The following is a 25,847-nucleotide window of genomic DNA, read 5'->3' on the forward strand; positions in this document are numbered from 1 at the left end:
CACAATCTCAAATTTCGAATTTTAAAAACATAATTTATAACAATGGACAACAATCAAAATCCACAAGACGGAAACATCAACATCGAATTAAACGAAATGGTAGCTGCTGGTATCTATGCTAACCTAGCTTTAGTAAACCACTCTCCATCTGAATTTGTAGTAGACTTTATTCAGTTGATGCCAGGTGTTCAGCAAGCTAAAGTAAGATCAAGAGTTATTCTTGCTCCACTTCACGCTAAAAGAGTATTAAACGCTCTTCAACAGAACATCGCTAACTACGAGCAGCAGTTCGGAGAAATCAAAGAAGTTGAGCCTTTCGTATTAGGAGGAAACAACGTTCAAGCGTAAGATTTCTTTTTACAATAAAATAAAAATGCCCTGGTTTTTAACCGGGGTGTTTTTTGTGCTAATTCTAACTTAGAAAATAGTATAGAACTTATGTAATTGTTAATTTTCTTTAATAACATAAAAATATATAATAACCATTCATCAATTTTATATCTTTGTTTGAGAAAAAGTAGAAAATATAGGATATGGTTGATAACGCATTCGCTGTAAGTAAATTTGGCTTTTTAGGAGCCGATTTTTTATCTGAGCTGGAAAAGCATGCTGTTGCAGTTGATATAAAAGCAAAAACTGAAATCATAAGAGAAGGGCAGAAAAATAAGTTTGTCCCTTTCCTTATAAAAGGCTCTATCAAGGTTTTTACCCTTAATGATGGAAGAGAACTGATCTACTACTATATTAAGCCTAAAGATAGCTGCCTTATGACCTTTTCATCTATTCTGACTGATTATATCAGCAGGGTGTATGCTATTGCTGAAGAAGACTCGGAAGCTATTCTTATTCCCGTTTCTGTAATGCATGATTGGCTGATAAAATTCCCGGAAATCAATAAACTGTTTTATCATGAATATGACCGCAGATTCTCAGAAGTGATGAATATGGTAAATGATGCAGTGTTCCACAGGCTGGATAAAAGAGTCCTGAATTACATCAAACAGCAGATTTCATCCACAGGAAACAATCCTATTAAGATCACCCATCGTGAAATTGCCAACAGTTTGGGAACTTCCAGAGAAGTGGTGAGCAGAGTTTTGAAAAAAATTGAAAGCGAAGGTGAAATTATTCAAACTAAAGAAGGAATGAAAGTTCCTGTAAATGAAAATGTTAGAATAATCTAATTCTAATTGTTTGAAAAGCTTATTTCTATCATTGATAAAAACAATTTGGCTGGTGACTTTTATCACCTGTTTTTGAATTGAGAACTCAATAAGTTTGTTATATCATAATTTAATTCAAATTGTATATGACGAAAACTCTCTTATTTTTGTCAATATTTTCTTCAGGTCTTGTCTTTGCACAGGAAGATCTGCTGAAAGATATTGACACGGTGAAAACCAACACAGAAACTTCACAACCCGCCTTTAAAGCACTTCAGATTGTCACGGGACAATCCACAAAACTTGCTGCCAAAAAAGAATGGTACATTATCGTTGCTCACAGATTTGGGGACATAAGCGCAGGATTTAAAGACTTTTTCGGTCTGGATCATGCCTCTACCAAATTAGGTGTTATCTATGGTATTTCAGATGCAGTATCCGTAAGCCTTTCCAGAGAAACGAATATGAAGACGTTTGAAGGAGCCGTGAAATACAGACTGGTAAGACAAAATGAAAACTTCCCGGTGGATATTGTGGGATACAATGTAATGGGGGCTAATACTGAGCTGGATAAAGATACCTATCCACACCTTAAATTCAGTGACAGGCTTTCTTATCTTACACAGGCATTAATTTCAAGAAGGTTCAATGATAAGCTTTCATTACAGCTTACTCCATCCTTTGTTCATAAAAACCTTTACGAACCTACCATTGAAAACAAAAATCAGTTTTTGGCAGGTTTGGGAGGGCGCTACAAAATTTCCAAAAGAGTTTCTGTGAATGCAGAATACTTTGTGAATTTCGACGATCACAGTTTTTATAAAAACCCACTGTCTTTGGGGGTGGATATAGAAACCGGAGGACATGTGTTCCAGCTTTTATTGACGAACTCCCAGATAAATTCAGATATCGGATATCTTACCAATGCTACAGGAGCATGGGGGAAAGGACATATTTTCTTTGGGTTTAATCTTTATAGAGTTTTTTAATATGAAAAAGCTAACATCCTTATTGATAGTGTCGTCAGTAATCATACTGACGGCGTGTGACAGCAGAACTTATGAAGAGATTTCTGATAATACACCAATCACAGTACCTGTAAAATATACAGCAGATGTAAAACCCATTGTGGATAACAATTGCATTGGCTGTCATTCTGCCAGTGGCTATAAACCTCTCGTTACTTATGATCAGGTAAAAGACAACATAGACGGAATTCTGGACCGTATCCAAAGACCCAATGGTGATCCGGAGAAAATGCCTAAGGGAGGATCATTGTCCGCAGCTCAGATCAATGTTTTCATAAAGTGGAAAGCTGACGGGCTCAATGAAAATTAAAAAAAATGATATGAAAAAATTAGCATTATTAAGCGTATTACTGCTTTCTGCCAGTTACGCTTCAGCACAAAAATACAGTTCTAAGACAGGAAAAGTAACTTTTGAAGCCTCGGTTCCTCTGTTTGATGACATCTTTGCCCAGGATGACAATAATGTTGTTATTCTGAACGCGGATAATGGTGAAATGGCATCCGTTTCAACCGTTAAAAACTTTCATTTTAAAACCAAATTAATGGAGGAGCATTTCAATGAGAGTTATGCTGAATCTGCAAAATACCCGAAAACAACTTTCAAAGGGAAAATTGTCAACTTTGATAAAACAAAACTTACGGCCAGTCCTCAGAAATATACCGTTCAGGGAACGCTTAACTTTCATGGTGTAGACAAAGCGGTTGCTTCTTCAGCCACATTATATGCAAAAGATGGTAAAATCTATATGCAGGGTGGTTTTGTGGCTAAACCTGCAGATTATAAAGTGACTATCCCTAAAATGGTTACCAAAAAAGTGGCAGAAAATGTCAACATCGAATACAATTACGTAATGGTAAAACAATGAGAAATCTAATCTTAATTTTAGGACTATTTCTGAGCTCATTGATATTTGCTCAGGAAAAGGCAAAATCAATATTTGATATTGCCAGAAGCGGAACAGTTCCTGAAGTACAGGAGCTGATGAAACAAAATTCGGATATTATTAATCAGGTGAATGAAAACGGATTCTCTCCCCTTATTTTAGCTTGTTACAGAGGAAATATCCCTGTTGCAGAATTTTTAATTACTCACGTTAAAAATATGAATTACGCAAGTGGAGAAGGAACAGCTTTAACGGCTTCTGTTTTTAAAGGAGATAAAAATCTTACTCAGAAATTATTAGCGAACAAAGCTGATCCCAATGTGGCAAACAGCAGTGGAGTAACACCATTGATATATGCTGTTCAGTCACAAAACAAAGAAATGGTAGAACTGCTGCTAAAGAATAAAGCAAATAAGACATTATCAGATAAACAAGGGAAAACTGTTTTTGAGTATGCATTATTTACTAAAAATCAAGACATTATTAACTTATTAAAAAATTGACCATATGAAATTAAAAACTACATTATTATTGATCGGATTTTTTGCTTTTTTTCATGTAAAAAGTCAATATTCGACAGGAACTGTACCTCTTTTTTCCACACCGGGAGGAGCAGATTTGGCTTATTCAGTTAAGATTGACCTTACCCCTTCTTTAGTTACCCTTACCCTTGTCGGGCCTTCTACGGGATGGCTGGGAATGGCTTTCAATACAACGAATATGGATGATATAGGGAAAGACGTTGTAATTTTTGATGGAACTAATTTAAGTGACAGAACATTTAATGGACAAGGAGTGGTTCCGCCTTTGGATGGAACTCAAAACTGGACTGTAACATCTAATACAGTGGCAGGAAGTGTTCGTACCGTAATCGCTACAAGAGCTTTAAACACAGGAGATGCTAATGATTATGTTTTTACTGTTCCTCCTGCAGGCCCTTTAAACATTACCTATGGACGTAGATTGTCGAATTTTACGATTGGTTATCACGGTTCTAACAGCTGTGGTACTACATCCCTGAGTTTTGGTACTTTAGGTACTAAAGAAACAGCTTCCGAAAGTAAGAAAATGGTTCTTTATCCAAACCCGGCGAAAGAAACGGTGAGCTTTAAAAATGCAGATAAAATAAAATCTGTTGATATTTATGAATCTGCCGGAAGAAAAGTAAGATCTGTAAAGCTTGAGGGAGAAAATATCAGTGTCAGAGATTTAAAATCCGGTACTTATTATTTCGAAATCACTTTAAAAGATGGAACTACATCTTACGAAAAACTGATTAAAGAATAATTTTCAGAAAAAACACACCTAAATAATTAGTAATGCATACCCCTGATTTTTCAGGGGTATCATTTTTTCTTAAGTCCCAATTTCAGGGAGGTTGCTTTAAAATTCATATATTTGTGTAGATACGGATTTTTAATAAAAGGCCATCTCTTAGCCTTATAATTTTTTACGACCAATGGAATTTAAAACCTTAGCCCATATCACAACAGATGAACTTTTATCGGTATTCAATCATTCATTTTCTGACTATGTTGTTCCTTTTCACTTAACGAAAGAAGTACTTGTTTCAAAAATTGCAGCTGAAAAACTAGATATGAATTTATCCGCCGGAGCATTTGAAGACGGAAAGCTGGTTGGTTTTATTCTACAGTCTGAAAAAGTTGAAAATGGAGAAAAAATAATCTACAACGGAGGAACAGGAGTCGTTCCGGAAAGCAGAGGTAAAGGATTGGTGAGAAAAATGTATGATTTTATTATTCCTGTTTTAAAGGAAAGAAATACCAATACATTACTGCTTGAAGTTATTGAAGGAAATCAGCCTGCTATCAGGGCATATGAAAATTTAGGCTTTAGTATTGTCCGAAGATTGCTTTGCTTTAACGGTAGCATTAAGCAGGGAAAAGATAATGCTGAGGTTTCTATTAAGGATTTGAATGACTTTCAATGGGAAAAATTACGTTCTTTCTGGGATATCGAACCTTCATGGCAGGGATCTGTTTTCGTATTGGAGCCTATGCCTGAGAAATATGTGACTTTAGGTGCTTATATTGATGAGAAGCTTGTTGGGTATATTGTTTATGGTCCTGCAGCGAAAAAAATCTACCAGTTTGCTGTAGATAAAGGTTTCAGAAATCAGGGAATAGGAACGACGCTTTTTAATGCCATTTCGAAAAAAAATGGAGGGCAGGCTATTGCATTGAACAATGTAGATGATTCTTCGGAAAACACCAGTAAATTTCTTAGCGAAAGAGCAGGACTGAACAATTGGCTGTCACAGTTTGAAATGAAAAGACCTATTTAATGAGTTTTAATTTTGATTCAAAAAAAATAATCGCTTTTAATATACTTTTAATCTCTTAAACTTTTCAGGCAGAAGTATAGGATGTAACTTTGCAGAAAATTTTTAAATAATGAAGCGAGGAATCCATTTTTTACTACTGTTAATTTCCTTTACGGCTTTTGCACAACAGGTAAATATTGATACAGCCCAGGTGGTGATCCCGGGTAGACAAAACAGTACAGAGGCACAGTCTAAACCTTACGTGATTATGATATCTACAGACGGTTTCCGTTATGACTATGCTCAGAAATACAATGCTGAAAATCTTTTGAAACTGGCTAATGGCGGTGTAAAAGCTGAAGCCATGATTCCAAGCTATCCAAGTATTACTTTCCCAAACCACTGGAGCTTAATCACCGGACTTTATCCATCCCATCATGGCTTGATTGATAACTTTTTCTATGATTACAAGAGAAAAGAAGGCTATGCAATGAGCAGTAAAAAAAATGCTGAGGACGGGAGCTGGTATGGAGGAACTCCACTTTGGGGACTTGCCGAAAAACAGGGAATGGTATCGGCTTCTTTAATGTGGGTAGGATCTGCCAGTGATGCAGGAGGAATGAGACCTACTTATTATTATCCTTATCATGAAAAATTCACACCTTCAGAAAAAGTAGGAAAAGTAGTGAACTGGCTGAAGTTACCGGAAGATAAAAGACCTCACTTTATTTCATTATATTTCCCGGAAGTAGATGGAAGCGGACATCATTATGGTCCGGACGCCAAAGAAACAGAAACGGCTGTTCATCTGATAGACCAGGCGATTGGTGACCTTGCTCAGAAAGTAAATGAATTAGGATTAAAAAATGTTAACTTTATTTTTGTTTCCGACCACGGCATGATTAAAGTCGATGGCGGTACACCATTGGAAATTCCGGCTGTGCTTTTTGATAAAAACAGATTTGATTTTTACAATTCTCAAACCCTGTTAAGAGTTTACGTTAAAAATCCGGATGAGGTAAAAGCAGTTTATAAAGAATTGAAAGCCAGTAAAACAGACGATTACGAAGTATATCTGGATAAAAAGCTTCCCAAATACCTGCATTTTGCAACAAGAGATGACAGATACAACAGGATCGGTCAGATTCTTCTGATTCCGAAAGCACCAAAGATTTTCTTGGAAAAAGGTAAAAAGACGTCGGTTGGAAAACATGGTTACAACCCTAAAGTTGTTCCGGAAATGAAAGCGACTTTCTTTGCCTGGGGACCTGAATTTAAAAATAATTTGACAATCGGAGAATTTGCCAATATCAATGTTTATCCTTTGGTTGCTGAAGTTTTAGGATTAAAAATTGATCAGCCTATTGATGGAAAACTGAAAGTTTTAAAAGAAACATTGAAAGAGAAAAAATAATCTGAGGATTAAAAAATAAAAATTAAAACTAGTTTCGGCGCACCAAAGGTGCGCCGAAACTGGTTTTTATTATTGACTTAGCATTTCCAGTCTTGAACTTTTGTTTCAAGACAAAAGAAATTAAAACTGAGAAGAAAACTCTTTCGCAAAATCTTCCAATTTAACATTTCCTGTAACAGGAGAACCATGATCAATAAAATCCTTTTGAACAACACCCGTTCTTATTCCTCTTCCCATTTCAACATACAACTTAGCCATATCTTCAGGTAATCCCGCCTGAAGCATTCCGTTTAAAGAATCTTCATCAGAAAATTCTACCCATGGAAGTTCAGGCTTATTAACAGAAGTACCTAAAACTTTTGCAAAATCGGAAGCTGTTCGTACATCACTTACAATATATCTGATGTTGTTGGTATTTTCTTTTTTTACCAATTCTTCAGCTGCGGCTTTGGCAATATCAGTAGGATGTACTACAGGAACTTCGATATTTGCAGGATAATTACCACCAATGATTCCTGCATTTTGAATCAAAGGGATATCGTTGAAAAAGTTATTATAAAAATATCCGGCTCTTAAAAAAGTAAAAGAAGTGTTCTCTACTTCATTATATATTTTTTCAATATTGTGGAGACCTGCGATTGGGCCGTTTTCTACAGGAGATTCTGCTCCAACACTGCTTAGCATTACAGCTCTTTTTACGTTAGCATTTTTTAAAGCTTCAGCATAATTTTTTCCTGCATTGGTTGTGTTTTCCACAATCTTATCCGGGCTGATAGCTGGAGGTGTCATTACAAAAACAGCGTCCGCACCTTCAAATGTATGAGCCAAAAAGTTAACATCCGTGATAGAACCTATTGCTGGAGTTGCTCCCAGAGATTCAATATCCTGCTTTCTTGCATCGCTGCTGCTTACTACGGTAATAGTATGTCCTTCAGAAATTAATTGTTGTGCTAGTGGTTTAGCTACATTTCCTAATGATCCTGTGATTACGATTTTCATATGTAAATATTTTTTTATTTCTGAGAACAAAGTTATATTTGTACTTACTTTTATACAAGTACTTACCCTAAAGTATGTAGATATGACAGCAATCAAAGAAAGTTCAACTATTCAGGAAAACAGAAAGACGGTACAGGATTGTCCCGTAATGTACGTTATGGAAAGAATTGGAGGATTCTGGAAACCTATTATTCTTTTTAATCTTTCCACAGGCGAAAAAAGATACAGCGAATTGAAAAAAGCAATTCCTGCCGTAACGGAAAAAATGCTCATTCAGCATCTGAAACAGTTGGAAACAGACGGATTAATTATCAGAACAGCAAAACCTGTAGTACCTCCTCATGTCACCTATAAGTTGAGTGATGCAGGTAATGAGCTGGCTCCCGTTATTGATGCAATGGCTGCATGGGCTTTTCAGGATATGGAAAGAAATGATATCAAATGTGCTGAAGGAAACAGATTTATACCAAATCAGGCTCAGAATACATTTAGCCAAAATCTTAAAAAATAAAAACATGCGCTTCAATCCGAAGCGCATATTTTCGTTACTATTCTCCAGAAGAATTATAAAGACTGCATATCAATGACGAAACGGTATCTTACGTCACTTTTCAACATTCTTTCATAAGCTTCGTTGATGTCCTGCATTTTGATCATTTCAATTTCTGAAACAATATTATGCTCTCCGCAGAAATCTAATAATTCCTGAGTTTCTGCAATACCTCCAATTACGGAACCTGCTACAGATTTTCTTCCCATAATCATCGGAACAGTATTAAGGATAGGTTCCAAACCTCCCAGATATCCTACAAGAACATGAGTTCCATTGATATTTAAAGTTGCCACATAAGGATTTACATCATGTACGTAAGGAACCGTATCAATAATCACATCAAATTTTCCTTTTACAGACTCCATTTGTGCTTCATCCGTAGAGATAACAACATGATCAGCACCCAGTTGTTTTGCATCATCAGTTTTTCCGGGAGTTCTTGAAAATAAAGTAACTTCAGCACCCAATCCTTTTGCCAGTTTAATCGCCATATGGCCTAAACCGCCCAGTCCTACAACCGCTACTTTAGAGCCGGGACCTACATTCCAGTGCTTTAAAGGAGACCATGTTGTAATACCTGCACAAAGAAGTGGTGCTACTGCTGCAAGATCAAGATTTTCAGGTACTTTTAAAACATGGTGAGAATCCACAACTACTTTTTGAGAATATCCTCCAAAAGTATGACCTCCCAAATGCTTGTCTTTTCCATTATAAGTTCCTGTGAAGCCGTTTAAACAATACTGCTCAAGATCGTGCTGGCAGCTGTCACAATGTCCACATGAATCTACGATACATCCAACCCCTGCAAGATCACCTACTTTAAATTTGGAAACTTCGCTTCCTACTTTGGTAATTCTCCCGACAATTTCATGTCCCGGAACTACAGGATACAAAGATCCGCCCCAGTCATTTCTTGCCGTGTGAAGGTCAGAGTGGCATACCCCGCAATATAGGATTTCAATCTCTACATCCTTTGAGGTTACTTCTCTTCTTTCAATATTCATTTCTTTCAGGTCTGCTGTGGTAGACTCTGCACCATAAGCTTTTACTGTGATTGTACTCATTTTTATATTTAGTTTATTTAGGTTTATAAATTATTATATGGATGTATTAAAGTTACCATAACGATACAAAAGTCGAAACTTTTTAGTAAACCAGACTTATACAGATTACCGAATTACTTACCAATTTTACAGACCCTATTTCAGTTACATAAGAAAGTGGTAATTTTGAATAGAAATAAAAATATACTTCATGGAAAATCAGGAGGTTGAAATCTATAATACGGTCTCAGAATACAATAAAATGGCGAATCATGAAACCCTGCATCCGCTGGTGAGTGTTATTGATTTTTCCAAATCTGATCCTATCTGCCAGCATAAAAGAACATTTGGATTTTATACCGTTTTTCTGAAAGATGTAATGTGCGGAGATATGCAATATGGAAAACACAGCTATGATTATCAGGAAGGAACATTGGTTTTTATCGCTCCCGGTCAGACCTATGGAATTTATAACAAAGATAAATATATTCAGCCTGCAGGTTCTGCATTAATTTTTCACCCGGATTTAATAAAAGGAACCAATTTAGGGAAGAATATGAAAGACTATTCATTCTTCTCTTATGATGTGCATGAAGCGCTTCATCTCTCAGAAAAAGAAAGAGAAGTGGTGCTGGATTGTTTTAAAAATATTAAACTTGAGCTTGAACAGGCTATTGATAAACACAGTAAATCTTTAATTGTCAATAATATTGAACTTTTCCTGAATTACTGTATGCGTTTTTATGACCGTCAGTTTATTACCAGAGATCATATCAACCAGGGAGTGATTGGGAAATTTGAAAATCTGGTTGACGAGTATTTAAAATCTGAAAATCCTAAAAATATCGGTTTTCCGATGGTCAACTACTTTGCAGAAAAACTGAATTTGTCTGCTAATTATTTTGGGGATTTAATAAAAAAAGAACTGGGAATTTCCGCACAGGAATTTATCCACAACAAACTTATTGATATCGCCAAAGAACAGATTCTGGATCAGGCAAAAACAATCAGTGAGATTTCCTATGATCTGGGCTTTAAATATCCACAGCATTTTACAAGACTCTTCAAAACAAAGGTGGGTATTTCTCCAAGTGAGTACAAAATTCTGAACTAGCTTTTTAACACTAATATCACTAATCTTTTCACAAATGGCACAATTCAAATTAGTGGATATTAGTGAGCTCATTTGTGATGTTCGTGTTTAGATTTTTTTCAACACGAATGACACTAATTTTTTTCACAAATAACACAATGATGGTTTGTGGATATTAGTGAGCTCATTTGTGATGTTCGTGTTTAGATTTTTTTCAACACGAATGACACTAATTTTTTTCACAAATAACACAATGATGGTTTGTGGATATTTGTGCTCATATTTGTGATATTTGTGTTTAGATTTTTCAATACGAATAATACTATAAGTATTAGTGAATATTAGTGCTTTCATTTGTGGAATTTGTGTTTAAATCATTAAATTTAAAGAGAAAAGTTTTCACCATTCCAAAGATGACACCAAATCAGCAAGAAACCTTTATTTTTAATACCCGTTTTGGGAGAATTATAGCATTGAAAGAACAAGGAATTATCAAGGCTAAAAGTATTCGCTATGCCCATTCTGAGAGATTTCAAAGACCTGTTGCTGTAAAATTTTCATCATCTGATATTATTGCTCCTGAAAAAACTCCAGTGTGTCCTCAAGCTTTAAGTCCACTTGTGGAAAAAATGATTGGTACAACCCCTGTTGAGAGCTTTGAAGCTGATGAATCTACACAATATCTTTCCATCACCCGTCCTGAAACAGTTTCTGAAAATGAACAACTTCCTGTTATAGTCTGGATTCATGGAGGTTCCCATGAAATTGGTTGTGGTGATCTTGCCACTGCCGATCCTTCGGAATGGGTGAAAGAACAGCATGTCATTGTTGTTGCTGTTTCATATCGATTGGGATTATTTGGTTTTTTAGGTGGAGACGAAACCAGGCCTGCTAATCTTGGTCTGTTGGATATGATCGAAGCATTAAAGTGGATAAAAATCCATATTGCAGATTTCAATGGAGATGAAAACAATATTACCCTTCTTGGACAGTCTTCGGGAGGTGATGCCATTGCGCATTTAATGATTTCTGAAGGAGTGGAAGATTTATTTCAGCGTGTTATTATCCAGAGTGCACCTTTGGGCTTACGTCATCAAAGACAGAAAATGTCTGCAGAATTTCTGAGAAAAACAGAAATACTTAAAGATGAAACAGATGTGTTAAAAATGATGAATGAATACGGAAAATTTTTACCATCCATCATGAAATACGGTTTGAAAGCGGCGATGCCTTTTGGAACTCAATACGGATATTTTCCTTTATGTAAAGAAGAAGAATCGCTGGAAATGTGGAAAAAGAATGCACAGAAATATGATGTACTCATTGGCTTAAATAATGATGAAACTGCATTTTATCTCAAAACTTCTGATGCATTAAATAAATATTTCGGAACAGGACTGGGATTAAAAATCATGGATAAGACAGTTGAAAAAACCACAGAATTCATCTATGGAACTCCGGCAAGACGGTTTGCAGAAAATCTGGCTGATGCTGGCGGAAATGTTTATTTGTTCAGAATTCATTCAAAACTGAAAGACAGTCATATCGGGGCTCCTCACTGTATTGATCTTCCTTTGATCTTTGGCAATGAATCTGCGTGGAAATTTTCCGAACTGCTGAAAGATATACCTTGGAGTCGTATTCATGAAAACGGTAAGAAATTACGAGCACTCTGGGCCGAATTTGCCAGAACCGGGAAAATATCTGATGTCTCCGAAAAACCGGAAATCCTGCAACTCAGAAAAATGTAGCATACTAAGTGTATAAAATCTCTAATCTTAACAAATATCCCTATTGAGGACGTAAACATTCCCCTCCCTCGGAGGGGTGGCAAAAATTCAAAGAATTTTTGACGGGGTGGTTCGTCATATTCTCAATATTTATTTTTAATAATGAAAATTATATATACTAAATCAAGTATTTGGTGATAAATACTTATGCATAATTGTAATTTTTAACGTATATTTAATTACTAAACCATTAAAAATAATAATTATGAAAACAAACAAAGATTTCAAAGTAAAAAAACTTAAACGTGAGCAACTGAAGACCCTAAAGGCGGGAGATCTAAATTGGGGTAAAGTATGCTGTACTTCCAACGAAGACGGACAATGCTGCGAATGGGCTACAGATATTTGGAATTGCCGATATATTTATTGCTAATTGAAAGCCTTGTCAAGGTTTTAAACCTTGACAAGGCTCTTACTCAGGAATCCAAACGCTTACATTTCCTGCCGGAACAGGGAAATTTCCCCATCCATTTTCATCAATGGTTACTTTTTCTTTGAATCTCTTCAAAAGATCTTTAAATTTTTTTCCTGCGTAAAGCTGTCCTACTTCCATAGGTTTGTTGTAAGCATCTTTATTACTTAATACGACAGCACATCCTGAATGTTCATTATCACCTGTACGAACCCACCCAAGGCAGTTGGCATCCTCAAAATAATCATGCTGATCACCATATGCATGATCTTTTCTGGCTTTTAATAGCTCTTCAATTCCATCTATTTTAGGCATAAATATTTCCTGATCGTTGCCCTCTCTATCTTTATCCGTATAATGGGCACCATACAAATCAGGATAGAATACACAAGGATAACCTTCTTTTCTCAATAGAATAAGGGCATAAGCAATAGGCTTAAACCACGGTTCTACAGGAGCTTCAAGATCCTGTAAAGGCTGGGTGTCATGATTAGCTACTATACTTACCGAATGTAGGGGATCTGCCTGGGTAAGAGTTTCATCAAAAATTCTGCGGAGATCATATGAACTTCCTTCTTTTGAAGCATTATGAAAATTGTTCTGAAGGGAACTGTCAAAAAGACTCATACAGCCCTCTGTCACCTCAATATACTTTTGAAGCAGATGAAGATATCCGGGAGCCCAGTATTCACCGACAGCAAAAATATTTTTCCCCGAATTAGAACGAAGCATAGTGAGCCATTCTTTATAAAAGTCGAACGAAATATGCTTCAAGGCATCCAGTCTCACTCCACCGAAATCTGTCTGATCAAAATACCATTTTGCCCAAGTGTTAAGCTCTTCCCGTACAAAAGGATTTCGGTGTTCAATATCGTTGTACATCAGGTAGTCATAATTTCCTTTTTCATCGTGAATCATTTCTTCCCAGTCATCTCCATATTCAGACTGTATTTTATAGATGTGGGATTCCATACCTTCTGCGTAATCTACGCCGCTGAAGCAGGTGAAGTTCCATTCAAAATCAGAATATTTTTTTCCTCTTCCGGGAAAGGTGAATTTAGTGTAAGACTCGATTTCAATGACATCGGAAATAACTTTCTCCCTGTTTTCTTCATCTACTTTTACCACTTTGAATTTTTCCAGCTCATCACCTCCGGCTTTATGCCCCAGAACAATATCTACAATTACCTGTATATTTTGTTTCTTTAAGGCTTTAATAGCTTTTATATAATCGGTTTTAGTGCCGTATTTTGTAGCAACGGTTCCCTTTTGGTCAAATTCTCCGAGGTCATAGAGATCATAAGCATCATATCCGGTAGAGTAACCTCCATTTGTTCCTTTATAGGCAGGAGGAAACCACACAGAAGTAATCCCCAGCTTTGCTAAATATCTGGCCTGTTTTTCGGCTTCTTTCCACAACTTTCCGTCTCCTTCAGAATACCAGTGAAAAAACTGAATCATGGTTGGGTTCATAAATTTGCTGATTTGGTAGATACAAGTTAGCGAAAAAATATGACCTACTCACTTTCAAATTCTTCAAACGGGATTTTTAGTTGAACGGAAACCTGTTTTTTTTCTTCCGTATTCAGGTGGGAGAGAGATAAGCCGAGAAGGCGTACTGCCTTATCAAAAGGGCGGAGTTCCCAGAGCTTTCTTCCTGTATTAAAGTACTGTTCCGGTGATGAGAAATAATCTTCTCTTGTGATGCTCCTTGTAAAAAGAGAGAAATCTTTATATTTTATTTTTAACGTTAAAGTTCTCCCGAGAATATTATTTTTCTGTAATCTCTGATGAAGTTCCTGTCCGAGGCTTTCCAGTTTTTCATTGATCTGCTGATCATCCAGGAGGTCCTCAAAAAAGGTTCTTTCTACAGCCACACTTTTCTGGATACGATGAGGTTTTACTTCGGAAGTATGAATTCCACGTACTACGTTGTAATAATGTTGTCCGGACTTCCCGAAAAGTCTTACCAGATCTTCAAGTGATCTTTTCTTTAAATCTTTTCCTTTATAAATTCCTAAGCTAAACATCTTGTTAGCTGTCACTTTCCCAACTCCATAAAATTTTTCTACAGGTAATTCTTCCAGGAAATGCTCCATTTTATCAGGATGAATGGTTTTCTGGCCATTCGGTTTATTGATGTCGGAAGCTACTTTAGCCAAAAACTTATTCACTGAAATTCCTGCAGATGCCGTCAATCCTGTCTGTTCAAAAATTTTCTGACGGATTTCTTTGGCAATCAGGTTAGCAGATTCCATTCCTTTTTTATTTTCGGTGACATCCAGATAGGCTTCATCCAGAGAAAGAGGTTCTACCAGATCAGTATATTCATAGAAAATTTCCCGGATCTTTTTGGAGATCTCTTTATATCTGGCAAATCGGGGAGGAACAAAAATAAGATGCGGACATTTTTCCTTTGCGGTCTTGCTGGGCATTGCAGAACGGACTCCATATTTTCTGGCTTCATAGCTTGCTGCAGCAACTACACCACGATGCTGACCTCCAACTGCAATAGGCTTGCCTTTCAATGTAGGATTATCATGCTGCTCCACAGAAGCATAGAATGCGTCCATGTCAACATGAATAATTTTACGAAGCGGCAAAGAAAAATCCATATACAAAGATATGGATTCCTTTATTGACGGTAAATTTTTTTGTAGAAAGGAAGTCTGAAGCTGGGAGAGGGAAGTTAATGAAAACGATATAGAAATGGATGATCCATTTATTAAAAGTTAGCTAAAAGACTAGCTGATCATTCATGGTACTTAAATTACTTCCATCTTCGATCTTTCTGCTTCAAACCTCTTACGGTTTCAGTCTCATAGTGAGAAGATGAGGTTCAAAACCTGCTTTTTCATAAGCTTTTATGGCAGATTCATTCTGAGCATATACATCAAGTCTTACCTCACTGATTCCCCTTGATTTTGACCAGGAAACAAGTTCATCTGTAATCACTTTATTAATCCCTTTACCTCTGTGCTCGGGTTTTACGTACATAAAACCGAGATAGGCATATTCTTTAAACTGATAATAATCTTTGGCTGCTTTTTTGATCAGAGCATATCCTGATGCAACGATTTCATCATTCTCCTCTGCAACAATTACAGTTGCATCCGGAGACTGTATAAGATGTTTTAAATCATAATAATGAATTTCTCCTTCAATAAGTGTGCTGTTGAAAGGTCTTTCGGCAGTTACAACTCCCTGTTCGAATTCTAAAAGGGTTTTTAAATCCTGTTCTGTGGCTTCTCTTGTGATCATGGTGTTATCTATGAAATTTTAAAACTCATTGAAAGTTGAGGTTTCCAATGAGTTTTTTATGTTTTTTTGGATTAAAATAAATGAAGTTATTTTAAAAGTTTATCTATGGTTTGCTGAAGTTCAGGATCTTCAGGTGATATTGCATAATATTTTGCGATAGAAGATTTCTGATCGATTACCATATATCTTGGAATCCAGTTAAGATCTACATAATTGTTGAAATCATTTTTCCATCCTGTGGAAAACCAATAATTTTCTTTGTCTTTCATCTCAAATCTTTCCAGACTTTTTTCAAACCCTTCTTTTGAACGGTCTAATGATAAAAATACAAAATCAATATTTTTGTTGTTATCTTCCAGTTCTTTAGCTTTTGGAAGTGCCTTTAAGCAATCTCTACACCATCCTGCCCAAAAATCAATGACTAAAACTTTTCCTTTATGCTGGTCAAGAATCTGCTGGATGGTAACGGCTTTTCCTTCTTCATCTTCCAGTTTCTGCTGTAAAGCCTCTTTTGAAAATCCCGTTTTAAGAACGGCAGGAACTTGTTGTGAATAACTTATCCCAAAAATACCTATCATAAAAATTAGTATCAACTTTTTCATCTCGTACAATTTCATTTGTACAAATCTAAACAATGAATTGCAATCTGAGATTGATTTCTGCTGAATTAGGAAAAATTTATAATATTGATGGATTCTATGGGGTATGAGGATGGGTATGTGTAAACCACTCCGTCAAAAATTCTTTGAATTTTCCCCACTCCTCCGTGTGAAGGGAATATTACATCTTCAGTTGTGATTTTCTGATTGAAATTTTTTACTGATAGTTTTTAATCAAGCCTTTCACAACGGCAATTACATTGGGCATTGCTTTATTGGCTGCATTTAAAACTTCTTCGTGAGAAACGGCAAAAGCTACATCCGGTCCGCCAAGATCTGTGATTACGGAAACACAGAAAACATCCATTCCCATATGTCTGGCGACAATGACCTCAGGAACGGTACTCATTCCTACCATATCACCGCCGATGGCTTTGATCATGCCATATTCAGCCGGAGTTTCAAAAGTTGGTCCTTGTAGTGCTACGTAAACTCCCTGATGGATTTTTATTTGGTGATCTGCAGCAGCCTTTTCCGCTGTGGCAATCATTTTTTTGTTGTATGGCTCGCTCATATCCACAAATCGTGGTCCAAGCTCATCTATATTTTTTCCCCGAAGTGGATGCTCAGGCATCATATTGATGTGATCTTTCAGAATAACAATATCTGCAACGCTGTAAGCAGGATTTACGCCGCCACATGCATTGGAAAGAATAAGGTTTTGAATACCCAATAAATGAAAAACTCTTACAGGAAAAGTTACAGTTTCCATCGAATGTCCTTCGTAATAATGGAAACGGCCGCTCATCATCAGTACTTTTTTACCTTCCAGAAGTCCATAAATCAGTTTTCCGGTATGTCCAGCTACTGTAGTTTGTGGAAAATGTGGGATGTCTTTGTACTCTAAAACATGGATCGGTTCTACTTCATTCTGTAATTTTCCCAGTCCGGATCCTAAAACAACCGCAAAATCAGGTGTTTTCTGAATGATATTTTTAATAAAATCTGCGGTCTCTTTAATTTTTTCTAACATAATCTAAGATGATTTGATTGAATTCTTCTTTCTTATCAATCAGTACATTGATAGGCCAGTAGTAAACAATTTCTCTAAGATAGTCAAAAGTTTTCAGACGTACATAGTCTTTCTCTGTGGTTAATATCAGTTTATATTCCCCTAATTTTTTGTACTCGGCAAGGATTTTTTTAATATCATCATCCGTGAAATTATGATGATCTCTGAACTTTAAATGCTTTACCCTTTTTGAGAATTTTGCCAGATGTTCCAGAAGGGGGTTAGGATTGGCAATTCCGGTGATCAGTAAAATATCATAATAATTCAGGTTATTATCCGGAAGCATTTTATCTTTTCCGTATACATTTTCGTCATAACCGATGGATGAAAAGAATACTTTCTGTCCATAAGAAGGTCTTATTCTTGAAATATAATATCTTTTTGTTTCCTCAGTCAGTTCATCAGGACATTTGCTGACCATAATGATGTTGGCTCTTTTATATCCTGCTCTGGATTCTCTCAGATCTCCTGCCGGAAGAAGGTAGTCTTTGAAAAAAGGATCATTAAAGTCGGTCATCAGAATATTGAATCCTGCCTTGATGGCTCTGTGCTGCATGGCGTCATCCAGTACCAGAACTTCAAGGTCCATATCTTCAATTACTTTTTTGGCTCCGGGAACACGTTCTTCTGAAACAGCAATAACAAAACGGTTTTTAAAACGTTCAAAAAGCTGCATCGCTTCATCACCCACCATTTTGTAATTACTTTCATAATTCGTTACCTCATAGCCTTTTGTCAGCCTTCCATAACCTCGTGAAAGTACTCCTGTTCTGTAATGTTTGGATAAATATTGGGCAAGATACATCACCATGGGTGACTTTCCGCTTCCACCCACAGAAAGATTTCCGACATTGATTATCGGAGTTTTGAATTTTGTCGATTTAAAAATTCCCAGATCATACATTGTGTTCCGGATACCCGTTACCAAATGATAACCAAGGGAAAAAGGATAAAGGTACCATCTTTTCATACGATTGCAAAAATAGGGATTTTCATAAGCATTTGGTATATTATTCTCAAAGACTTTTCAACAAATATTTCGTTAAATTAAAGTATTTTTGTGGAGTTATTACAATACATTGAGATACTTTATAGAATTTTCTTACAACGGGAAGAATTATTTCGGCTACCAGATACAGCCGGATGCCATTTCTGTGCAGGAAGAACTGGAAAAAGCACTTTCCACAATTTTAAGGGAAGAGATTAAAACTACGGGAGCAGGAAGAACTGATACAGGGGTTCATGCCAAGAAAATATTTGCTCATTTTGATACGGAAAAGGAAATAAACGATCAGCTTCCACGCAGACTGAACAGTTTTCTCCCGCCTGATATTTCCATTAAAAGGATTTTTCCTGTAAAAGATGATTTTCACGCCCGTTTTGATGCTACATACAGAACCTATGAGTATTATATCTCACTGGAAAAAAATCCGTTCACTCAGGAATCGGCCTGGCAGCACTGGAAAAGAGGATTGGATATTGATGCCATGAACGAAGCCTGTAAAATTCTTTTTGAATACGAGGATTTTACCAGTTTTGCCAAATTAAAAACCGACAACAAAACCAATATCTGTAAAATCTACAAAGCAGAATGGGAGCAGAATGGCTCAGAACTGAAATTTACTGTTTCGGCTAACCGATTTTTGAGAAACATGGTTCGTGCGATTGTGGGAACAATGGTAGAAATAGGAACCGGAAAACTGAAACCAGAAGATCTTCGTACTGTGATTGAAGATAAAAACCGCAATGCTGCCGGAACTTCAGCTCCGGGACATGGGTTGTATCTGGTGGATGTGGGATATGAATTTTAAATAAAAACTAAAAACAGAATAATAATCATGTTATCAATCTTTATTCTTATCGTTGCCTATCGATATTACGCACAATTAGCAGAAAGGTTTGGAAAAACAAAATGGCAGTACGGTGTTCTGGCAATTGGTATTTATCTGGGAACTCAGCTTTTGTTAGGTTTCGGTTATGGTATGTATTTGGGATTAACAGATCCTGAATCCGCAGAAAATGTGAATTATACAGGTTTTTCCGGAGTGAATATGGTAGGTTGGTTAATCTCTATCGTTGTAGTTTGGGGTGTTTATAAATTCCTTGAAAATAAATTTATAAAAGAAAGACCTGTAAAGCCCATCATTGAAATCGAAGAGATAGGGAAAACTACTGAACAGTAAGATTTCTTTTTTAGTATCGGAAATTAAGATTATTTTTAAATAATGTAAGGAATACTAAAAAAATAACCATGACTGAAATTGATAAACTAGCCTTTGCATTGCATCATTTTGCCGGACTTTCTGAAGAAGATTTCAGTCTGTCTGAAAATTTTTGGATGCCCAGAGAATATAAAAAAGGAGAATTTTACAATCTTCAGGGAAATGTATGTTCTTATCTGGGATTTATAGTTGATGGTGTTTTCCGTTCTTATGTCATCAATGGAGATACGGGTGAAGAAAAGAATGTTTTTCTTTATTCTGCCAATGGATTTGTGGTTCCTTTTAAAAGTTTTCTCAATCAGATTCCCTGTGATTATTTTACTCAGGCTCTTACAGATGCTTCTATTATTTTTATCCGGCACACAGATCTACTTTCTCTTTATCTGCAGTCGCATCAATGGGAGAAATTTGGGAGGCTCCTTGCACAGGCGGCTTTTAATGTTACCATGACAAGGATAGAAGGATTTTTATTAAAGTCTCCTGAAGAGCGTTATCTGGATCTGATGAAAGAACATCCGGATATTTTCAGTAATGTTCCTCTTTATCATATTTCTTCCTATCTTGGCATTCAGGGGCCTTCTTTGAGCAGGATAAGGAAAAGAATTTCAGGTAAATAGTACGATTTTAACCTGAGTTAAAGTTTTCGTCATTTTATCTGCGGAAATTTGTTTCATCAATTTAACAATACAAAAAGTAAAAATTATGAAAACAAAAACAATCGTATTAATTCATGGGTTATTTGTGAATAATACAAGCTGGAAAGAATGGAAAACATATTTTGAGGCTCAAGGGTATACTGTGCATACACCATCCAATCCCGGGCATGCAGGAAATCCTGTAGATTTAAAGAATAATATTCCGGGAGAATTAAGACATGTAGGTTTTGACGATGCAATCAACAATCTTGTGAAACTGATAGACAGCCTTCCTGAAAAACCTATAGTTATTGGACATTCTTTCGGAGGACTTATGGTTCAGAAGCTGATTGATATGGGAAAAGCAGCAGCAGGAGTAAGTATTGATGGTGCTCCTCCGAAAAATATAATGGCTCCTTTTTCTACCATTAAAATCGTTTGGCCGGTGGTGAATTTTTTCAAAGGAAACAGTCCATATCTGGGAACAAAAGAATGGTATCACAAAGCGTTTTTCAATAATTATTCGAAAGAAGAAAGTGATAGATTATACGCAACAGTAGCAGTACCTGAAAGCCGAAAATTAGCAAAAGATCCTTTGTTTAAAGCTTCTGCGAAATTAGATCTGAAGAAACCACACCAGCCACTTCTGTTCATTGCAGGTTCTAATGATCACATTTTTCCGGCAGCATTTTCAAAGAAAATAGCAGAGGCCTATAAAGATTCTAACAGCATTGTAGATTTTAAAGAGTTTGCAGGAAGAAGTCATTTCATCTGTGGAGAAAAAAATTGGGAAGAAGTAGCAGAATATGTTCTGGGGTGGATACAAAAGAATGCTTAATATATTCATATTGTAAATGGTAGGTATCTGAAATTTTCTATGACGATTTGCAAAAGTTGTAAAGGCAGTCCGGTTATAAAGTCTTATTTTTGCATAGAATTTTTATTTTAATTCTTTCTTTCGATTCGTACAATGAAAAAACAAGATACCTGGGGGATTATAAAAAGGCTGTTCTTTATCGGAATGAAGTTCCGTTCATGGTTCATCCTTACGCTTATAATTTCTATTTTCCTTTCCATTGTTTCTACTTACAGGCCGTATCTTACTATGCAGGTGGTGGATAATGATATTACAAAGCTTCATGATAAGGCTTTGATGATGAAACATATCTACATCCTTGTAGGATTGGTGTTTGCTGAAACGATTTTAAACTTTTTCCTGGTTTATTTTTCAAATTTTATCTCACAGAATGTGATCAGGGATATCAGAGAGCGTTTATATGCTAAGCTGATTTATTTTAAGACTTCATTTTTTGATAAAACACCTATCGGACAGCTGGTAACACGTGCGGTAGGAGATGTGGAAACAATTGCCACTGTATATACGGATGGTTTCCTGATGGTTTTCGGGGATATTCTGAGAATCCTGTTTGTGCTGATTATGATGTTCAGTACCAATGTTCATCTGAGTTATATTACGCTGGCTATTTTACCTTTAATGGTAGTCATTACGCGATTTTTTCAGAAAAGACTGAAGAAAGCTTTTGGAGACGAGAGAAACTGGACTGCCAATCAGAACTCTTTTGTTCAGGAAAGACTGGCAGGAATGTCTATTATTCAGGTATTCAACAGACAGGAATCCGAATTCAAGAAATTTGATGATATCAATATTACCCTAAAAACTGCATTGCTGAGAACGGTGTTTATTTTCTCACTGTTCTTTCCTGTAGTAGAACTTATTTCTTCGTTATTCATAGGATTTATTCTTTTCTATGGAGGATATATCACGATCAGTGCCGGAGTCGTGATTGCATTTATTCAGTATATTTCAATGCTGATCCGTCCTTTAAGACAGATTGCAGACCGTTTCAACAATATCCAACGAGGAATTGTGGGAGCAGAAAGAGTACTGGGATTAATGGATGAAGAAAATTCAATGCCGAATAACGGAACGGTGAAGAAAGACCATTTTGCCGGAAAAATTGAATTCCAGAAAGTACATTTTGCCTATGATGAAAAGCAGGAAGTTCTGAAAGGTATTGATTTTAAAGTAAATCCGGGAGAAACAGTCGCTATTGTAGGGGCAACCGGTGCCGGAAAATCTACTATTATCAGCCTGATCACAAGATTATATGATATCAACTCCGGAAATATTCTGATTGATGATGTGAATTTAAAAGATTATGAGCTTTATAATCTGAGAAGCCACATAGGAGTCGTTTTACAGGATGTTTTCCTTTTCCATGGAAGTATTTTTGAAAATCTTTCCTTTGGAGATGACAGCATAACTTTAGATAAAATAAAAGCTGGAGCCAGAGAAATTGAGGTAGATCAGTTTATTCAGCAGCTTCCTGGCGGATATGATTATGTAGTGAGCGAAAGAGGTTCATCAATCTCTTTAGGTCAGAGACAATTGCTTTCTTTTCTGAGAGCCTATTTATCGGATCCGAAAATTTTAATCCTGGATGAAGCAACGTCCTCCATTGACCATGAAAGTGAAAAACTGATCCAGAGAGCAACAGAAAAGCTTACAAAAAACAGGACTTCCATTATTATTGCCCACAGGCTTTCCACTATTGAAAAAGCAGATAAAATTATTGTGATGGAACATGGTAAAATTGTAGAAGAAGGTAAACATCTTGAACTTCTGGATAAGAACGGATATTATTCTACTCTTTACAAAGCCCAGCTGCGTCATGAAGTGGAATTAGAGGAAGAAAAAGAGTCATAATCCATAAGGAATGATAATAAACAAAAAAGAGAGTCATTACGATTCTCTTTTTTATTTAAATATGTAATTCATTAACGCTTTTTAAAACTACAGAAAACAAAATTCTGAACAGTTTCAAAAGGGGTGATATGATCTTCAGTAATGCATTTTATTTTTTCAAAACTTTCTTTAAATCTTTCTGATAATGATTCCTCATCATACTGCTGAATATCCAATCCGCTGCATTTTGTAGGTCCGTTTTTAGAAAAAGTTCCAAGGATTATAAAGTTATTAACATTCTTTTCTGCAATATCAATATATTTTAAAACCTGTTCCGGAGTTGTCAGGAAGTGAAAAGCAGCTCTGTCATGCCATATGTCATAAGTTTCTGTGGGTTGAAAAGCGGTAATATCGGTTGCGATCCATTTTACTTTACCCGCTAAATTTCCGAGTCTTTTTTGTGCTTTTTCCAAAGCGTTGGCAGAAATATCAAGAACTGTAATATTCTCATAGCCTTCTTCAAGAAGAAAATCAACAAGGTTACTGTCGCCGCCGCCAATATCAATAATCTTGGCCTCTTTTCCCAATTCAGAAGATTTGATAAAGTCAAGGGAGGTCTGTGGTTTTTTCTGGGTCCAGCTTACCTGATCAGGATTTTTGGTTTCGTATACGTTTTCCCAATGGTTTTTGTTGTCGGAAGAACTCATGATTCTTTTAATTGATTGTTTATCTCTTCAAATTTATTAATTAATTCATCAAGTTTCCCCTGTTGTTTCTTTATTGTTTTAGGTCTTAAATAAAACCAATTGAAAGCAATCCATGCTAATGTTACCATATAAGTCAGAATCGCTGCGCCTACTGTCATTCTTGAAGTGTATTCATACATATAAAGGCATATTCCCAGAAAAAGCATAATAAAATATAAGTTGAGAATAGTGGTCTGCATCAATTTCTGCTTACTTTTTACCACATATAAACTCTGCAGATATTCATTGTTCGATTGGGTCTGATCAATTTTGTAAAAAACCATAAACATTTTATTATAAGCAAAAAGGAACATAACCATGGCCAGAATCACAAGCACAATCCCGATTTTTGTAGTAATCATCTGAGGCTGGAAACGATACCATATATAAATGATTAATAATGAGGTGATGATTAATGTTATATTGGCCAGAATCAGCTTACGCAGATTTTGATTTCGGAATTTTTTCAACTTACCAATAAGCTCTTCCAGATTGGGTTTGTTGGAAGTCTGCTGCTTCCATATTTTTTTGAAATCGATATTAGAATCCATTTTCTCTAAACTTTTGTGTTAATTTTTCTTTTATTCTGTGAATCTTTACCCGTATGTTGGATTCTGAAAGTCCTACGATATGTGCTATTTCGGCCTGTTTTACCTCTTCCAGCTCCAATGAAATAATAATTCTGTCTGTTTCCGGCAGCTCCGAAATAAACTGATACAGCATTTGTATCTGAGGTTCCATAGATTCCTGCTTTTTTTCTTCCAGATTAGCAGGTAGATCTGTTTTTGTAAATTTCTTTTCCTTTTCAATCTGCCGAAGACAGTTATTAGAAGCTATTCTGAAGATCCATGTTCCTACGCTGGATTCATTTCTGAATTTCGGAAGCTGCTGCCATACAATGATAAATGTTTCCTGGGCAAGATCCTGAGCGAGGTCAGTATCATTCACATATCCCATGCACAGACGGAATATCCTTTGCCAGTAGAGTTCGTATATTTCTTCAAAAGCCATTATTTCGAAGATAAAAAGTGAGTAAGCTGATTAAAGTACCAATCTTTATCATCATACATAATGAAATGCAATCCTTTTGAAGCATACTGCATATTGGCATTTTTTAAATTTTTGTACTGACCTTCAATAGTTGGTTTCAGGTTGGCAAAAAATGATTCCAAAAGAATAAGAGAAGGACACTGTATATTTTTTATTTTTTCTCTCAGATCGGTATTGGAAAAATCACAGTACATTTTAGCGAATGTTTTTCGGTCAGATTTCATGCTCCAGCCGATTACCGTTTCCTGCATAGAAGTATCTGCCAGAAGACGCGGCATCATCTGTGTCTGCATTTTGCGGAACTGGTCTTCACTCATAGCTGTTAATTGAGTAATGGTAGAGGAGCAGTCATTATTTTCTTTAGAGGTAAAATTAGGATCAGATATCGCGGCAAGACAAGGAAGCGTGTCTACAATAACGATTTTCCCTACCAACTCAGGATAATCTGCAGCAATGGCCAGGGCAAGACCGCCTCCCATGCTGTGTCCGATGATAATAGGTTTGTCAATTTTATTATTCTTTATATAAGCGGCAATTCCTTTTTCCCAATCTTTAAAGCTGGCGTCCGCCTGTGGTTTTATTCCGGCAAATCCTGCCATCGTTAAAGTATAACAAGTGAAGTTTTTTTCAAATTTTGAAGTCGTTTCATTCCATACATCTCCTGAAGAGGCAAATCCCGGAACAAATAATAAAGACTGATTTCCTTTTCCGGTTTTCTTTACTTCAAACGGATAGGCTGCTTCCTGACCGAAGATATTGCATACCGCTAAGAAAAATAACATGATGATAAGAAGGAACGTGAATTTTTTCATGATTTCTAAAGTTTTAAGGTTTATTTGCCTTTTAGAGACGAACTTCAAAAAAATGTTACACTAGATTTTATTTTTTTTGA

Annotated in this window: 30 protein-coding genes; 18 read left to right on the forward strand and 12 right to left on the reverse strand. The window is 36.1% G+C overall.

Annotation, left to right across the window (positions count from 1 at the left end):
• Positions 1-42 precede the first annotated feature (42 nt).
• The 9 genes from LC457_RS10115 (at position 43) to LC457_RS10155 (ending at position 6,773) form a co-directional block, all read left to right on the forward strand.
• Complete coding sequence (locus LC457_RS10115; RefSeq protein ID WP_002976436.1) at positions 43-348, forward strand: DUF3467 domain-containing protein; 306 nt, start codon at positions 43-45, stop codon at positions 346-348.
• Positions 349-533: 185 nt separating this feature from the next.
• Positions 534-1,184: a Crp/Fnr family transcriptional regulator gene (locus LC457_RS10120; RefSeq protein ID WP_223599720.1), complete on the forward strand. Its 651-nt coding sequence runs from the start codon at positions 534-536 to the stop codon at positions 1,182-1,184.
• Between the two features lie 125 nt (positions 1,185-1,309).
• Positions 1,310-2,152, forward strand: a complete 843-nt coding sequence (locus tag LC457_RS10125; protein WP_223599721.1) for a DUF5777 family beta-barrel protein — start codon at positions 1,310-1,312, stop codon at positions 2,150-2,152.
• A 1-nt stretch (position 2,153) separates the two neighbouring features.
• Positions 2,154-2,501 carry a hypothetical protein gene (locus LC457_RS10130; protein WP_223599722.1) on the forward strand — a complete coding sequence of 116 codons (348 nt, stop codon included), beginning with the start codon at positions 2,154-2,156 and terminating at the stop codon, positions 2,499-2,501.
• Positions 2,502-2,511: 10 nt separating this feature from the next.
• Positions 2,512-3,057 carry a YceI family protein gene (locus tag LC457_RS10135; RefSeq protein WP_223599723.1) on the forward strand — a complete coding sequence of 182 codons (546 nt, stop codon included), beginning with the start codon at positions 2,512-2,514 and terminating at the stop codon, positions 3,055-3,057.
• A complete protein-coding gene (locus LC457_RS10140) occupies positions 3,054-3,578 on the forward strand; it encodes an ankyrin repeat domain-containing protein (protein ID WP_223599724.1) in 525 nt (174 codons plus the stop codon). Before LC457_RS10135 ends, LC457_RS10140 begins: the two co-directional genes overlap by 4 nt.
• Positions 3,579-3,582: 4 nt before the next feature.
• Positions 3,583-4,362, forward strand: coding sequence for a T9SS type A sorting domain-containing protein (locus LC457_RS10145; RefSeq protein WP_223599725.1), 780 nt, complete (start codon positions 3,583-3,585; stop codon positions 4,360-4,362).
• A gap of 172 nt (positions 4,363-4,534) precedes the next feature.
• Positions 4,535-5,380, forward strand: a complete 846-nt coding sequence (locus tag LC457_RS10150; RefSeq protein ID WP_223599726.1) for a GNAT family N-acetyltransferase — start codon at positions 4,535-4,537, stop codon at positions 5,378-5,380.
• Between the two features lie 109 nt (positions 5,381-5,489).
• Complete coding sequence (locus tag LC457_RS10155; RefSeq protein ID WP_223599727.1) at positions 5,490-6,773, forward strand: ectonucleotide pyrophosphatase/phosphodiesterase; 1,284 nt, start codon at positions 5,490-5,492, stop codon at positions 6,771-6,773.
• 120 nt (positions 6,774-6,893) lie between these two features.
• Here LC457_RS10155 and LC457_RS10160 read toward each other — a convergent pair whose 3' ends face one another.
• Positions 6,894-7,772, reverse strand: a complete 879-nt coding sequence (locus LC457_RS10160) for an NAD(P)H-binding protein (protein ID WP_223599728.1) — start codon at positions 7,770-7,772, stop codon at positions 6,894-6,896.
• Positions 7,773-7,854: 82 nt separating this feature from the next.
• On the opposite strand from LC457_RS10160, the gene LC457_RS10165 reads away from it, so the two are divergent.
• The gene (locus LC457_RS10165) at positions 7,855-8,283 is read left to right on the forward strand and encodes a helix-turn-helix domain-containing protein (RefSeq protein WP_223599729.1); all 429 of its coding nucleotides are present in this window, start codon (positions 7,855-7,857) and stop codon (positions 8,281-8,283) included.
• Positions 8,284-8,336: 53 nt separating this feature from the next.
• On the opposite strand, the gene LC457_RS10170 is transcribed toward LC457_RS10165, so the two are convergent.
• Positions 8,337-9,389: an NAD(P)-dependent alcohol dehydrogenase gene (locus tag LC457_RS10170; RefSeq protein WP_223599730.1), complete on the reverse strand. Its 1,053-nt coding sequence runs from the start codon at positions 9,387-9,389 to the stop codon at positions 8,337-8,339.
• Positions 9,390-9,579: 190 nt separating this feature from the next.
• Between LC457_RS10170 and LC457_RS10175 the strand changes: the two genes are divergently transcribed.
• The 3 genes from LC457_RS10175 (at position 9,580) to LC457_RS10185 (ending at position 12,624) form a co-directional block, all read left to right on the forward strand.
• A complete protein-coding gene (locus LC457_RS10175; RefSeq protein ID WP_223599731.1) occupies positions 9,580-10,482 on the forward strand; it encodes an AraC family transcriptional regulator in 903 nt (300 codons plus the stop codon).
• A 392-nt stretch (positions 10,483-10,874) separates the two neighbouring features.
• Positions 10,875-12,212, forward strand: coding sequence for a carboxylesterase family protein (locus tag LC457_RS10180; protein ID WP_223599732.1), 1,338 nt, complete (start codon positions 10,875-10,877; stop codon positions 12,210-12,212).
• 244 nt (positions 12,213-12,456) lie between these two features.
• A complete protein-coding gene (locus LC457_RS10185; RefSeq protein ID WP_223599733.1) occupies positions 12,457-12,624 on the forward strand; it encodes a hypothetical protein in 168 nt (55 codons plus the stop codon).
• Between the two features lie 39 nt (positions 12,625-12,663).
• Here the strand turns inward: LC457_RS10185 and LC457_RS10190 are convergent, their stop codons facing one another.
• The 6 genes from LC457_RS10190 to lpxK all read right to left on the reverse strand — a co-directional run bounded on the left by LC457_RS10190 (position 12,664) and on the right by lpxK (position 18,565).
• On the reverse strand, positions 12,664-14,136 hold the full coding sequence (locus tag LC457_RS10190) for an alpha-amylase (protein WP_223599734.1): 1,473 nt from the start codon (positions 14,134-14,136) through the stop codon (positions 12,664-12,666).
• 44 nt (positions 14,137-14,180) lie between these two features.
• Positions 14,181-15,278 (reverse strand): DNA polymerase IV, encoded by a 1,098-nt coding sequence (gene dinB, locus LC457_RS10195; protein WP_223599735.1) that lies wholly within the window; start codon positions 15,276-15,278, stop codon positions 14,181-14,183.
• Between the two features lie 190 nt (positions 15,279-15,468).
• On the reverse strand, positions 15,469-15,924 hold the full coding sequence (locus tag LC457_RS10200; RefSeq protein WP_223599736.1) for a GNAT family N-acetyltransferase: 456 nt from the start codon (positions 15,922-15,924) through the stop codon (positions 15,469-15,471).
• 86 nt (positions 15,925-16,010) lie between these two features.
• Positions 16,011-16,526 (reverse strand): thioredoxin family protein, encoded by a 516-nt coding sequence (locus LC457_RS10205; RefSeq protein WP_223599737.1) that lies wholly within the window; start codon positions 16,524-16,526, stop codon positions 16,011-16,013.
• Between the two features lie 214 nt (positions 16,527-16,740).
• Positions 16,741-17,556, reverse strand: coding sequence for a purine-nucleoside phosphorylase (locus LC457_RS10210; RefSeq protein ID WP_223599738.1), 816 nt, complete (start codon positions 17,554-17,556; stop codon positions 16,741-16,743).
• Complete coding sequence (gene lpxK, locus LC457_RS10215) at positions 17,540-18,565, reverse strand: tetraacyldisaccharide 4'-kinase (protein ID WP_223599739.1); 1,026 nt, start codon at positions 18,563-18,565, stop codon at positions 17,540-17,542. Before lpxK ends, LC457_RS10210 begins: the two co-directional genes overlap by 17 nt.
• A 109-nt stretch (positions 18,566-18,674) precedes the next feature.
• On the opposite strand from lpxK, the gene truA reads away from it, so the two are divergent.
• The 5 genes from truA to LC457_RS10240 all read left to right on the forward strand — a co-directional run bounded on the left by truA (position 18,675) and on the right by LC457_RS10240 (position 23,180).
• A complete protein-coding gene (gene truA, locus LC457_RS10220; RefSeq protein WP_223599740.1) occupies positions 18,675-19,406 on the forward strand; it encodes a tRNA pseudouridine(38-40) synthase TruA in 732 nt (243 codons plus the stop codon).
• A 27-nt stretch (positions 19,407-19,433) separates the two neighbouring features.
• Complete coding sequence (locus LC457_RS10225) at positions 19,434-19,778, forward strand: hypothetical protein (RefSeq protein ID WP_223599741.1); 345 nt, start codon at positions 19,434-19,436, stop codon at positions 19,776-19,778.
• Positions 19,779-19,846: 68 nt separating this feature from the next.
• Positions 19,847-20,434: a Crp/Fnr family transcriptional regulator gene (locus LC457_RS10230; protein ID WP_223599742.1), complete on the forward strand. Its 588-nt coding sequence runs from the start codon at positions 19,847-19,849 to the stop codon at positions 20,432-20,434.
• 85 nt (positions 20,435-20,519) lie between these two features.
• Positions 20,520-21,290 carry a carboxylesterase gene (locus LC457_RS10235; protein ID WP_223599743.1) on the forward strand — a complete coding sequence of 257 codons (771 nt, stop codon included), beginning with the start codon at positions 20,520-20,522 and terminating at the stop codon, positions 21,288-21,290.
• A gap of 132 nt (positions 21,291-21,422) precedes the next feature.
• Positions 21,423-23,180, forward strand: a complete 1,758-nt coding sequence (locus tag LC457_RS10240; protein ID WP_223599744.1) for an ABC transporter ATP-binding protein — start codon at positions 21,423-21,425, stop codon at positions 23,178-23,180.
• A 71-nt stretch (positions 23,181-23,251) separates the two neighbouring features.
• Here the strand turns inward: LC457_RS10240 and LC457_RS10245 are convergent, their stop codons facing one another.
• Genes LC457_RS10245 through LC457_RS10260 form a run of 4 tightly spaced genes read right to left on the reverse strand, consistent with a single transcriptional unit; the run spans position 23,252 to position 25,767 of the window.
• The gene (locus tag LC457_RS10245) at positions 23,252-23,866 is read right to left on the reverse strand and encodes a class I SAM-dependent methyltransferase (RefSeq protein ID WP_223599745.1); all 615 of its coding nucleotides are present in this window, start codon (positions 23,864-23,866) and stop codon (positions 23,252-23,254) included.
• Positions 23,863-24,456 carry a hypothetical protein gene (locus LC457_RS10250; protein ID WP_223599746.1) on the reverse strand — a complete coding sequence of 198 codons (594 nt, stop codon included), beginning with the start codon at positions 24,454-24,456 and terminating at the stop codon, positions 23,863-23,865. The genes LC457_RS10245 and LC457_RS10250 overlap by 4 nt, the downstream gene beginning before the upstream one ends.
• Entirely contained in the window at positions 24,446-24,916 is a 471-nt protein-coding gene (locus LC457_RS10255) for an RNA polymerase sigma factor (protein ID WP_223599747.1), read from the reverse strand. Before LC457_RS10255 ends, LC457_RS10250 begins: the two co-directional genes overlap by 11 nt.
• Positions 24,916-25,767, reverse strand: a complete 852-nt coding sequence (locus LC457_RS10260; RefSeq protein WP_223599748.1) for an alpha/beta fold hydrolase — start codon at positions 25,765-25,767, stop codon at positions 24,916-24,918. The genes LC457_RS10255 and LC457_RS10260 overlap by 1 nt, the downstream gene beginning before the upstream one ends.
• Positions 25,768-25,847 lie beyond the last annotated feature (80 nt).

It is taken from the genome of Chryseobacterium sp. GVT01B, assembly GCF_019970045.1.
In the GTDB taxonomy this organism is placed as follows: domain Bacteria; phylum Bacteroidota; class Bacteroidia; order Flavobacteriales; family Weeksellaceae; genus Chryseobacterium.